The organism is Streptomyces sp. NPDC037242 (genome assembly GCF_055604165.1).
In genome coordinates this window covers 55023-66519 of sequence record NZ_JBVJUY010000025.1, presented here as the reverse complement: position 1 = coordinate 66519, position 11497 = coordinate 55023, and the positions used below count along the sequence as shown (strand labels likewise).

The 11497-nt window shown below is 69.4% G+C and carries 10 protein-coding genes and 2 pseudogenes; 3 read left to right on the top strand and 9 right to left on the bottom strand.

Annotated features, from left to right (window positions below):
* Nucleotides 1-14 precede the first annotated feature (14 nt).
* From chvE to ACZ7GJ_RS26735, 6 genes and pseudogenes are all read right to left on the bottom strand, one after another.
* On the bottom strand, nucleotides 15-1097 hold the full coding sequence (chvE, locus tag ACZ7GJ_RS26760) for a multiple monosaccharide ABC transporter substrate-binding protein (RefSeq protein WP_470755406.1): 1083 nt from the start codon (nucleotides 1095-1097) through the stop codon (nucleotides 15-17).
* A gap of 459 nt (nucleotides 1098-1556) precedes the next feature.
* Nucleotides 1557-1871, bottom strand: a complete 315-nt coding sequence (locus ACZ7GJ_RS26755) for a hypothetical protein (RefSeq protein ID WP_470755405.1) — start codon at nucleotides 1869-1871, stop codon at nucleotides 1557-1559.
* A gap of 95 nt (nucleotides 1872-1966) precedes the next feature.
* Nucleotides 1967-2083 (bottom strand): annotated as a pseudogene (locus tag ACZ7GJ_RS26750) (SDR family oxidoreductase); the annotation flags it as partial.
* 2 nt (nucleotides 2084-2085) lie between these two features.
* Nucleotides 2086-2779 (bottom strand): annotated as a pseudogene (locus ACZ7GJ_RS26745) (zinc-dependent alcohol dehydrogenase); the annotation flags it as partial.
* The gene (locus ACZ7GJ_RS26740) at nucleotides 2776-3042 is read right to left on the bottom strand and encodes an RbsD/FucU domain-containing protein (protein WP_470755403.1); all 267 of its coding nucleotides are present in this window, start codon (nucleotides 3040-3042) and stop codon (nucleotides 2776-2778) included. The pseudogene ACZ7GJ_RS26745 and the gene ACZ7GJ_RS26740, both read right to left, overlap by 4 nt.
* The gene (locus ACZ7GJ_RS26735; protein ID WP_470755402.1) at nucleotides 2994-3329 is read right to left on the bottom strand and encodes an RbsD/FucU domain-containing protein; all 336 of its coding nucleotides are present in this window, start codon (nucleotides 3327-3329) and stop codon (nucleotides 2994-2996) included. The genes ACZ7GJ_RS26740 and ACZ7GJ_RS26735 overlap by 49 nt, the downstream gene beginning before the upstream one ends.
* 415 nt (nucleotides 3330-3744) lie before the next feature.
* Between ACZ7GJ_RS26735 and ACZ7GJ_RS26730 the strand changes: the two genes are divergently transcribed.
* The 3 genes from ACZ7GJ_RS26730 to ACZ7GJ_RS26720 are packed head-to-tail and all read left to right on the top strand — an operon-like array spanning nucleotide 3745 to nucleotide 8084.
* Nucleotides 3745-4395 carry a DUF6338 family protein gene (locus tag ACZ7GJ_RS26730; protein WP_470755400.1) on the top strand — a complete coding sequence of 217 codons (651 nt, stop codon included), beginning with the start codon at nucleotides 3745-3747 and terminating at the stop codon, nucleotides 4393-4395.
* Nucleotides 4392-4559, top strand: a complete 168-nt coding sequence (locus ACZ7GJ_RS26725; protein WP_470755398.1) for a hypothetical protein — start codon at nucleotides 4392-4394, stop codon at nucleotides 4557-4559. The genes ACZ7GJ_RS26730 and ACZ7GJ_RS26725 overlap by 4 nt, the downstream gene beginning before the upstream one ends.
* 3 nt (nucleotides 4560-4562) lie before the next feature.
* Nucleotides 4563-8084: a CHAT domain-containing protein gene (locus tag ACZ7GJ_RS26720; protein WP_470755397.1), complete on the top strand. Its 3522-nt coding sequence runs from the start codon at nucleotides 4563-4565 to the stop codon at nucleotides 8082-8084.
* Between the two features lie 87 nt (nucleotides 8085-8171).
* Here ACZ7GJ_RS26720 and ACZ7GJ_RS26715 read toward each other — a convergent pair whose 3' ends face one another.
* From ACZ7GJ_RS26715 to ACZ7GJ_RS26705, 3 genes are all read right to left on the bottom strand, one after another.
* The gene (locus ACZ7GJ_RS26715; RefSeq protein ID WP_470755395.1) at nucleotides 8172-9026 is read right to left on the bottom strand and encodes an MBL fold metallo-hydrolase; all 855 of its coding nucleotides are present in this window, start codon (nucleotides 9024-9026) and stop codon (nucleotides 8172-8174) included.
* Between the two features lie 227 nt (nucleotides 9027-9253).
* On the bottom strand, nucleotides 9254-9634 hold the full coding sequence (locus ACZ7GJ_RS26710) for a nuclear transport factor 2 family protein (RefSeq protein ID WP_470755393.1): 381 nt from the start codon (nucleotides 9632-9634) through the stop codon (nucleotides 9254-9256).
* Between the two features lie 875 nt (nucleotides 9635-10509).
* Entirely contained in the window at nucleotides 10510-11064 is a 555-nt protein-coding gene (locus tag ACZ7GJ_RS26705; protein ID WP_470755391.1) for a class I SAM-dependent methyltransferase, read from the bottom strand.
* Nucleotides 11065-11497: the final 433 nt, after the last annotated feature.

The window sequence follows — 11497 nt, the reverse complement described above, 5'->3', positions numbered from 1 at the left end:
CGCTTGTCCTGTGGCTACTTGAGCTGGTCCGCGGTGTACTGCCCGCCGTCGACCAGAACCTTCTGGTAGTTCTCCTTGTCGACGCTGACCGGCTGCAGCAGGTACGCCGGGACGACCTTGACCCCGTTCTCGTACTGCTTGGTGTCGTTGACCTCGGGCTTGCCGCCGGTGAGCAGGGCGTCGCCCATCTGCACCGCGACCTTGGCCAGTTCGCGGGTGTCCTTGTAGACGGTCTGGGTCTGCTCACCCGCGATGAGGGACTTCACCGAGGCCAGCTCGGCGTCCTGGCCGGTGACGATGGGCAGCGCCTTGCCCGAGCTGCCGTACCCGACGCCCTTGAGGGAGGACAGGATGCCGATGGAGATGCCGTCGTACGGGGAGAGCACCGCGTCGACCCGGGCCGAGGTGTACGACTTGCTCAGCAGGTTGTCCATCCGGGACTGGGCGACACCGCCGTCCCACCGCAGTGTGGCGACCTGGCTGAAGCCGGTCTGACCGCTCTGGACGACCAGCTTCTTCTGGTCGACGTACGGCTGGAGCACGCTCATGGCGCCCTTGAAGAAGAAGGTGGCGTTGTTGTCGTCCGGTGATCCGGCGAACAGCTCGACGTTGAAGGGGCCCTTGCCGCTCGCGAGGCCCAGTTTGTCGACGATGTACGTGCCTTGCAGGACGCCGACCTTGAAGTTGTCGAAGGTCGCGTAGTAGTCGACGTCCCCGGTGCCGCGGATCAGGCGGTCGTACGAGATCACCGGGATCTTCGCGTCGGCGGCCCTGTGGAGGACGTTGGTGAGCGAGGAGCCGTCGATCGCGGCCACCACCAGCAGCTTGGCGCCCTTCGTGATCATGTTCTCGATCTGCGCGACCTGGTTCTCGACGACGTTGTCGCCGTACTGCAGGTCTGTCTTGTAGCCCTTGGCCTGGAACTGCTTGACCATGTTGTCGCCGTCGTTGATCCAGCGCTCCGACGACTTGGTGGGCATGGCGATACCGACGAGACCACCCTTGGTGTCACCGCCGTTCGCTCCGTCGCCCACACCGTTGGCGCTCTGGCCGCAGGCAGTCAGAGTCAACGTGAGGCCCGCAGCAGCGAGGCCCATCGAAACCTTCCGCACAATTCCTCCAGTGGTATGCCGCGATCGGCGCGACCTCGGCGGGGGCCTCGGATCGGGTCGTGCGGGGGGTCGAGCACCGGTCCGAGGTGGGAGGGGGCCGGTTGTGCTCGGGGTCGGTACGGCGGACCGGGTGGCGGGGTGAGTGAACCCCGCCGGAGGCCCGGGTGAGTGCCGCTCTGGGCTGGCGTTACATGAGTGTTAACGCTCACAGAAACCGCGTCAAGTGGCCGGAGATCACCGTTGGATATAGCGATGGTGAAGAGGAGACGCCCGCGACGATGAGCTTGACGCAGCAGATTGTTAGCGTTAACAATCTGCTCGGACGTGGACCCGATCGCCTTCGTGGTCCCGTAGAAGTCGACGTGATCGAAGTACCGCCTGGCGCAGCCCGGATCGAGGGCCGGCCGGTAGCCGTCCACGTGGCCGCCGCCGTAGCTGTCGAAGTCAGCCGTGCTTGCCTGCGGTGGCGATGCCCGGCATGACGGGGACTCCCAGTTCCCGGCATTCGGCGACGACGTCCGGGTCGAAACCGGGGGAGACCACGAACCGGGCTCCGGCCGCAACCGCCCGTTCGGCCAGCTGGGGGGTGAGCACGGTGCCGGCGCCGACGGTCAGTGCGCCGTGCGCGGCCATCGCTTCGAGCGCCTGCTCGGCGCCCGGTGTGCCGAAGGTGACCTCCGCACACCGGGCCCCGCCCGCCGCGAGCGCGTCGGCGAGCGGGGCGGCCATGGCGACGTCCGCCACGGTCAGCACCGGCATGACCGGGACCCCGGTCGGCGCAGCCGCCGGATCACCGGACGAACCAGCCCGACCGGCTGCCCGAACACCGGAGTGGCCCTTCGGTAGATCGGTGGTCACCGGCCCAGCCACCCTCCGTCGACCGCGAAGACGGTGCCGTGGACGTACGCGGCGGCGTCCGAGGCCAGGAACACCGTCGCACCCGCCAGATCGTCCGCACTGCCCCACCGCCCGCGTCCGCGCCCGCACCTTCCGCCCACTGCTCGACCAGCGCGGGCACGTCGTCCTCGGCCGGATCGAACGTCACCATCCCCAACTCCTCTGCGAGCGCCCTCCGGTGAGCACTCGGCTCAGCCACCCGCACCTCCGCACCGGCCGCCCGCGCCACCAGCGCGATCAGGACGCCGACCGGGCCACCACCGACCACCACGACCTTCTCGCCCTCGACCACCCGGGCCCGGCCCACATCGTGGACCGCGACCGCCGTGGGCTCCACCAGTGCGGCGCGGTCCAGCGGCAGGGAGTCCGGCAGCCGCACCAGCGTGGCGGCGGGCACGGTCCAGCGCTGCTGCATCGCGCCCGGCGAATCGATGCCGAGGAAGTCCAGCTGCCGGCAGACGTGTTGATGCCCCACGCGGCAGGCCGGGCAGGTGCCTTCCCACCGCAGCGGCATCACGGTGACCGCGTCTCCGGGCGGCCAAGCCCTCCACGCCCGGGCCCACGCGCACCACCCGGCCGGACATCTCGTGCCCCAGCACAGCCGGCGCGGACACCCGGCCATCCATGTCGCCGTGGAAGATGTGCAGGTCGGTGCCGCAGATGCCGACGTAGGCGGGCGCCAGCCCCACCTCACCGGGACCCGGCGGGCGGACCTCGGCCGCAGCCGTGTCCAAGGTACGGGCAGCCGTGTATCGGACAGCAAGAGTCATCGCGTCGTCAGGGTCCCTTCAGTGCGAACGCCGATGGTCAGCAGCAGGTTGGCGTAGGTACGGACGTCGCCGGTGACGATCGCCGGCGCCAGGTCGGGCGAGCGGGCGGCGTCGTAGGACTCGAAGCGGCCCAGCGTCTCGACCGGGACGGGCGCCAGCATCGAGCGGTACTCGGCGATGGCGGGGGGCTCCGGTTCGCCCTCGGGCGGCACCATCACGTGGGCCGACTCGACCGGCAGGGCGCGCAGCAGGACGTCGAGCACGGTGGTGACGTCCAGCAGGCCGGGGCCAGATTGAGGTGGACGGTTCGGGCACGCTCGGCGGTGGCGGTGCTCGCCGGGTAGTGGCCGTCGGCGAGCAGCACCCGGGCGCCGTGGCCGGCGCCGGCCAGGGATCCGAGGATCCCGGGATGCAGTAGTTCGGTCAGGAGCACGGGAGTGTCCTCATCTGACACTCCCGACTGGTTGGAGGCCGGCGGCAGGAGTGCCCGCGGAGCTGATCCGCCGGCCTGACCCTTGATCAGGCGTGGGCCGGAGGCAGTACTTTGCATCGGCGCGGGCACGCGGACCACTGGTCTTGGGTGACGCGCGCCTGGGCAATCGAGTTGGTCCGGCCGGGCATGCGAACTTGTTCCGGGGGCCTCGTGGCCTTCGCTCATCGGCCGTCAGCGTTGTCAGTGGCTCGGGATACGGTGCGAAGTGATGGGCCGGACGGAGCTCGTGAGGGACTCGCGGCCATGGGGGGTGGGTGGGAAGGTCCCCGGCACCCAGCTCGGGACTGGATTGGTATCCACGTCCCCACCCCCCGGCTCCGCCCTTGAGCGTGGGTTGCGCTCTGATCATTCACTCGTCGTAGTGCTCTGTGCCGCTGCCTCCCAGTAGCCGCGGAAACGGCTGTTCTGCCGACCGCGGAAACGCAAGCCAGTAGCCTGATTCAACGGGGTCCGCGAGACATGGGGGTGGTGAGTGCAGGCGCCTGCGACCGTCGTGCAGCTCGCGCTACTCGTCCTTCTGGTGCTGCCTGGGGTCACCTATCAGTTCGTCCGGGAACGCCGCCGTGGGCCAGTGCCCGGTGAGCGTGATCTGGGCGAGCGGGTGCTGCGGGCGATCGTCGCATCGATCGCGCTGGACGCCCTGTACGCCGTGGTGGCGGGACCGGCGCTGGTTCGCCTGGCTCGGGGCACCAGCAGCGGCTGGGACGGCTTCGTGGAACGGCCGCGAGTGGTCGGCTTCGTCGCCTTGGTGCTGTTCCTCGTCGTGCCGGCCGTGGCGGCGGTTGGCGTTTCCCTGGTGGATCGGCAGCGGCGCAAGGCTCGGTTCCTGCAAACGCCCAGCGCCTGGGACCACGCGTTCCGCGACCGCGAACCGTGCTTCGTGCGCGTGCGGCTCAAGGACGGCAACTGGGCGGGCGGCTGGTACGGCAACCGGTCGTACGCCTCCTCGTACCCCCACCCGCCCGAGCTGTACCTGGAATCGGCGCGCACGATGGGTGCCGACGGGGCGTTCGGCGCGCGCGTGCGCGGGACGGCGGGCCTGCGGCTGCGGGCGGAAGACTTCGACGTGCTGGAGTTCGTCGAAGCCGGAGAACCGGCGGCCGTGCCGGGGGAGGAGCAATGATGGCGCACGAACCCGAACTCTCACCCGAACCCGAGCTATCGCCCGAAGAGGCGGCGCTGCTTCAGGAGGCCGCGGAACGCGGCTACACCCCGAAACGCACGATCGCCGAGCCGGGCGAGGCGCCCGGCGGCCCGGCCGGCACCTCGAACGGCAACGAGGGCTGACGCGTGGGTGGCGGGCCCGCGAACGTCTTGGCCGAGCGGTTCTGGGAGGCGTTCCACGTGGCCCGGCACAGCGCGGATCCTGCGTCGGTCGAGAAGGCGATCGACCTCGGCCATGCCGTGCTGGCCACCGAGGACGTGGCCGAGCGCCACTCGATCCTGTCCAATCTCGGGGGCCTGCTGCAGACCCGGTACCACCAGACCGGCGACTTCGAGTTCCTGCAGGAAGCCATCCGCAAAGTCACGGAGGCTTACCTCCTGGTGTACGAAAGCCCGGAGGATTCGGCCAGCTACGCCAACAACATCGGCATGCTGCTGCACACCGCGTTCCAGCACAACCAGGACCGCGGCACCCTGGCCAACGCCCTGGACTGGAGCCGGACGGCCGTCGACGAGGAACCGTCCACGCAGAAGGCGTTCTACCTGGGTAACCTCGTTGTCGCGCTGCGGACGGCGTTCACCGTGACGAAGGACCTCGCTCCCCTGGCGGAAGCCGTAGAGCACGCGCGGGCCGCCGTCGAGTGCTCCCCCGACGACGTGCTCACCGCGAGGAGCCTGCACTTCCTCGCCGCCGTCCTGCGCGACTGGTCCCGCGCCACCCGTGAGACCAGTGTCATGGAGGAGGCCGTCGACGCCGCGCGGCGAGCGGTGGAGCTCACGCCGGCCGGGTCGTCCGACGTGCTGGGCCGGTTGAAGATCCTCGCGTACCTTCTCGACGACCACTACCGGGCTCGCGGAGCGCGCGATGATCTGGCCGAACTGCTCCGGGTCCGGCAGACGCTGGTGGCCCACACCCCGGTCACCGATCCGCGGCACTCGCAGAACCTCGTCGAGCTGACCACCACGGAACGAGCCTGGGCCGCCCTCACCGGCGAGCGCCCGAAGTCGATCCCCGGCGGGGGGGAACGCGCCGACACCCAAGCCGAAATGTGCGGCAGGTACGCCGCCGAGTTCAAGCAGACCCGGGACTCGGCCCTGCTTGAGCGGGCGATCGAGCTCGGGCGCTCGGTGGCGGCGGCGACCCCCGCCGGGCACCTCCGCCGCGGCGTGCGGCTGGACCACTTCGCCACGGCGCTGGCCACCCGCGGTGAAGCGTTCGGGGACCACGCCGCGCTCGCGGAGGCGGTCACCATCGAGCGGGAGGCGGTCGCCTGCACGCCGGCGGGCCATCCGCTGCAGGTCCAGTTCATGTGCAACCTCGCCGTCAACCTGAACGCGTTGTTCCACGCGACCGGAGACCTGGCCCACGTCATAGAAGCGATCGACGTCGCTCGCCGTGCCGCCGAGGCCACCGCCGGGCAGGGAGACCACCCGCGTTCACTCGGGATCCTCGCCGTCGTGCTGCACAACCGGTTCCGGGTGACCGGCGAGCTGCAGGTGCTGTCGGAGGCAGTCGGCCTCGCGCGGGAGTCCGTCCGCCTCGGCGCGAGCCTGGTCGCCGGGCAGGCACAGCGGCTCTCCAATCTCGGCGCCATGCTGTCCGACTGGTTCACCAGGACGGGCGAGGCGAGCGTGCTCGACGAGGCGATCGACGCCCACCGCGCGGCCGCGGATGTGACGGCGGACGACGACCCGGACCGGGCAGTGCGGCTGGCAAATCTCGGCGGTGTGCTGGAGATGGCGTACGAGAAGTTCGGCGACCGCAACGCATTGCGGGACGCGATCGCAGCGCGTCGCGCGTCCGTGGCCGCGACTCCGCAGGACAGCCCGCACTGGCCCGGGTACACCGCGAACCTGGCCGCTGCGCTCGGCGACTGGTGCACGAACCCGGTCGCACCCGCCGAAGCGCGACGGGAGCCGCCGGATCCGCAGGTCCTCGCAGAGGCGGTCAGCCTGGCCCGGAGTGCGGCGCGCAGGCCCGAGCAGGACTCCTATTTCCGGGCGGGTTTGCTGACCTGCGTCGCCAACGTGCTGGCGCTCGGTTTCCGGCACCTCGGTGACGCCGATGCGCTCACCGAGGCACTCGACTACTACCGGGAGGCCGCAGCGTCTGCCGGATCGCCGGCGGAAAGCCGGGCGGAAGCGGGGGACCGCTGGGGTCGTCTGGCCGCCGAAGCCGGGCAGTTCGACGTGGCCGCCGAGGGGTACGCCGCCGCGGTCCGGCTACTTCCCCGGCTCGCCGGGCGCCGCCTGGGCCGCGAGGACGCCCAGTACTGGCTCGGCCGGTTCGCCGGGGTCGCCGCCGACGCGGCCGCGTGCGCGCTGGCCGCCGGCGACGAGGTGAGCGCGGTGACCCTGCTCGAATCCGGGCGCTGCGTGCTCGCCGCCCAGGCACTCGACAGCCGCGGCGATCTTTCCGACCTGCACGAGCGGGCACCCGCGCTGGCCGAGCGCTTCCGGACGCTCACCGCGGAGTTCGAAACCGACACCACGAGCGACCGCGTGGCCCTCGCCGACGAGCTCGACGCGGTGACCGACCGGATCCGCGCGCTGCCCGGGATGGAGCGGTTCCTACAGCCCCCGCTGCTCACCGATCTCACCGCGCAGGCGCACGAGGGCCCGATCGTGTACGTCAACGTCAGCCGGCACCGGTGTGACGCGCTGATCATCACTTCGGACGGGGTCCGGTCACGCGCGCTGGACCGGCTGAGCGAAGAGAGCGTGAGTCACCGCGTACGCGCTCTGCACACCGCGTTCACGGAGGGGCGGATGGCCGCCGAGCAGACGATCCATGACACGCTCGAATGGCTGTGGGACACCGTCGCGAGCCCTGTGCTCGGCGAACTGGGGCTGACGGCGCAACCAGCCGCGGATAGTCCGTGGCCAAGGATCTGGTGGGCCCCGGTCGGGTCGCTCAGCCTGCTCCCCCTGCACGCGGCAGGCCACCACCGCGACGGCGGGCCTGTGCTCCTCGACCGCGTCGTCTCCTCAACAACGCCGACGATCCGCGCTCTGGGCCACGCCCGCGCGGGCCGCCGCGACGACCGGAACGAGCCGCGGCTGCTGGTGGTCGCGATGCCGCACACTCCGCACGCCCCGGACCTGCCTGGCGCACAGGCCGAAGCCGACCACCTGGCCGCTCTCATTCCCGGCGCCACGGTTCTGGTCGGAGCGGACGCGACTCGTGACGCCGTTCTCGACGCCTTGTCGACCAGTGGCTGGGCACACTTCGCCTGCCACGGGTACAGCGACCCGGACAACCCTTCGGACAGCCACCTCGCGCTGCACGACCACGACCACGCGCCGTTTCGGGTGCTGGACCTTTCCCGGCTGCGCCTGCGGAACGCGGAGTTCGCGTTCCTATCGGCCTGTGACACGGCCCGCACCACCGCGGGCCTGTCCGACGAGGCGATCCACCCGTTGGCGGCCTTTCAGATAGCCGGGTTCTCCCAGGTGGTCGGCACGCTCTGGCGCGTCGACGACGCCGTAGCACCAGCCTTCAGTCAGCAGATCTACCGCGAGTTGATCGCGGATCGATCCGGTGCGTTGTGCGCGTCGGCGGCGGTCCACCGCACGGTCAGGCACCTCAGGACGAAGTATCCGAACCTGCCGTCGGTGTGGGCCGCCCACGTCCACGCGGGCGCCTGATTGCGCGACTCCGTCGTATCGGAGGTTGATCCGCAGCCGACTCGGCCAGCTACGTCGGTACCTGGTGCGCCGGGCCGCGCCATTCTGTCAGAGGGTCTTTGCCCTGTTCGATCCGCCCCACAGCGAGCCCGGGTTGGCTCGGTTCGGGTACAGCGCGAGCATCGCCTCGTACAGTTCGGCCGCAGTCTCGGTCTCGGCGTCGAGCCGGTTGAAGTCCGCCAGGAACTGCTTGGTCTCGGCCAGGATCTTCGGGTCATCGGGCAGGTCGGGCTTCTTGTGGCCAGCGACGACGAAGGCGGGGTCGAGCGCGGCGAGCGTGTCGGTGGCGCGCATCCACTCCTCGCGCGACGCGGTGGTGGTCTCGCCCATGTACTGGTGGATGCCGTTGTAGGCGACATCGCCGGCCACGACGAGCCGCAGGTCCGCCGCCCACAGCGCGGTGCTGCCCTCGCAGTCGGTGTAGCCGGTCTCGATCACCCGCAGCTCGTGTCCTTCGAGGGTGAACGTGTCGCCGGCCAGGACCTCCGGGAAGACCTGCGGCGCCGGGACCTGCCCCGGAAAGCGCGCGGTCCAGAAGGTATCGAAGTAGGGCGGCGTGCCTTCGGACCTCGCCTTCGCCACGACTGCGGCGGTCGAGACCGCCTTGGCCTGGGGGAAGGCCTCAAGGAGCTGCTTCACGCCGAAGGCGTGGTCGCCATGACCGTGCGTGATGTAGACGTAGGCCAGATGACGGTCGTGCGCCTTCACCCAGTTGACGAGCTGTTGGTTCTGTTCAACCGTGAGGAACGTGTCGACCACCACAGCGTCGCGCTCACCGTAGATCAGCGTGGCGGTGTTGGAGACCCACTGGAGGTCTTCCTTCCCGGGCGGCAAGTCGCGCGTAAGGCCCGGCCGGCGGAGGCACAACGTGTCGTACTGCAGTGATGATGTGGGCGCCGTCATGGTGTGTTTCCTTCCAGGGCTGTGACGACTGGCGACGAAGTTCTGGCGGCTCTCGATCCGGTGGCGCCGGAGGCGCTCATGGACCACTCGCCCATGCACGGCCGATTGTCACTGTATGTTACGAATAGTGATGGTGCATGGCGGGTCACATGCCGCGGAATGTCGGGAATCCAGCTCAGCCGGCCTGGACGGCAGGCCGAGGTCAGGACTACGCGTGGGGATCGCCTTCAGAACATGCCGACGTAGTCGGCGGAAGTCTCCGGAACGTCCTGGATGACGTCCCAGTGCTCGACGATCCTGCCGTTCTCCAGGCGGAAGAAGTCGGCCAGGGCTTGGCCGGGCTTGCCGGGTTCGAGGATGAGGTGGGAGTGGGTGACGACCATGTCCCCCTCGGCGATGACGCGCTTGATGTCCAGGCGGATCTCCGGGTAGGCGCTACGCATCTGCCTGTTGAACTCGATGAACCCCTCGTCGCCGAACTGCATGTCAGGGTTGTGCTGGACGTACCCCGGGCCGAGGTAGTCAGCGATCGCCTTCTCGATCCCCCCAGCGACCACCATCTGGAAGTAGTCGACGACAACCTTCTTGTTCTGCTCAAGATCCGACACAGCTGCTGCTCCCTGCCGGGACTCGGGGTCTGCCTCGACCTGGCACACGGGTGCCGTCGTGAGCGGGACCCCTTCAGTGTTGGTGAGGGAAGAACCCCGCGCCATTTATGGGACAGCGAGCCCCCCAGCACGTGGCCATGATCGATCGCGGCGCTTCCCGCGCCGACGGCTCCCACCCGGAGGAGCTTCAGGGATACCGAGGCATGGACTGGTCCAGTTCCGATGACATCGGAGCGGATCACCCGAGACGGAGACCCACGGCATTCGGGAAGCGAGTGGCGACTGCAGCCCGGAAAGCACTCGGATGAAATGACACGACGATGAGACAGAACCCTCCCGCCATGCCATGGAACAAACCCACAATCCGCAGATCACAGCCTGGGCGCTCGGACACGAGCCAGGAGATCCTACGGCTGGTGTAGGTTCTCAAAAACGGCGCCATATTCTCAGAGCTGACTGCATATCAGGGCCGTATATGGCGTTGTACTGAGAATTGCAGCTCAGCATCCCTCGGGGTACGGGAAGTCGTCCCTCGCACGGGCCGGGGTGCTGCCCCGGCTGCGGGCGGAGGGCATGAGCGTGACCGAGCCGAGACCGGTGCCCGGGATCCCCGCCCCTGACCTGCTTCTCGGGGCTCTCATCGCGATCCTGGAGCCTGACCTCGGCGAGTCCGACCGGTCCGACAAGGTCGACAAGTGGGCGAGACGTCTCAAGACCCGCGACGACTATCCCGTCACACTGCGCAGCCATGTCCTCGCCCGCGCCGACGGCGCCGGACACGTCCTCTTCGTCGATCGGCCCCCGACTGAAGGAGGTGAACCTGCGGCACCCTCGCCATTGACCGCGCCAGACACACAGGAGGGCCACGGCACCGGTTACGGCCTGGGCCTGCGGGCGTGCAGGACGTAAGCCGGCGGAGAGTTCCGCCAGACGGTGCGGCCGGGGACGACCTCTTCGAAGCGGTCGGCCAGCAGGTCGCGGAAACGGCGGGCGGAGGCCAGGGGGACAGCGTGGCGGTAGGCGAAGGTCGTCAAGGCGCCCTCCGGTGCAAGGACCGCGGTCAGTTCTTCGATGAGTTGTTCCTGGACCGTGGTGGGGAAGAGGGACCAGGGCAGGCCGCTCACCACCACGTCGGCCTGGTCGACGCCGCGTTCGTCCAGGAGCTGGCGCAGATCCCCGGCATTGCCCTGGATCACCTCGGCCGCCGGGTAGCGGTCGCGAAGGAGCTCGGCGAGGCGCGGATTGATCTCCACGGCGAGGTGACGGCCGCGTCCAGCGAGTTTGCGCTGGATCTCTGCGGTGAACGGCCCTGTTCCGGGGCCCAGTTCCACGACGACGGGGTCCCCGCGTTCTGGGATGGCGCATGTGACGGCGCGGGCCAGATGCCGGGAACTGGGCGCGATGGCACCGATGTGTGAGGGCGAGCGCATCCACTGTCCCAGGAACAAGGTCGCCTCACAGTGGCGTGAGAGGTCCGTGGTGCCTCGATTGGTGTCGGTCATGTGGTTCCTCTGCATGCGTGCGGATGCCGGTGCACGGACTGATCCCGGCCAGGTCCGTAGGCCGGCAAAGGCAAGGGAGCCGTGGCCTTGCCTTCACTCCGGCACCTGGGCGCTCGACGTTTCACGAAGTCAGTGGCGGCGAACGTGGCGGTGAGCGGCATGCGTACGGCGGCCGGGCGACGGTGGCACGGCGGATGGGCCCGACCGCGCCCATGCCTGGCATCCTCAAGAACGTCGGCTGACGGAGTGGGGGGGCGTCGCGGGGGGGGGGGGGGAGACAAGACGGGGGGAAGAGCAGCGCAGGGGAACAGATCCGCAAGGGCTATCGCGTCGGCGGGGTTTTGTGTTGGTTTTTTTTCCT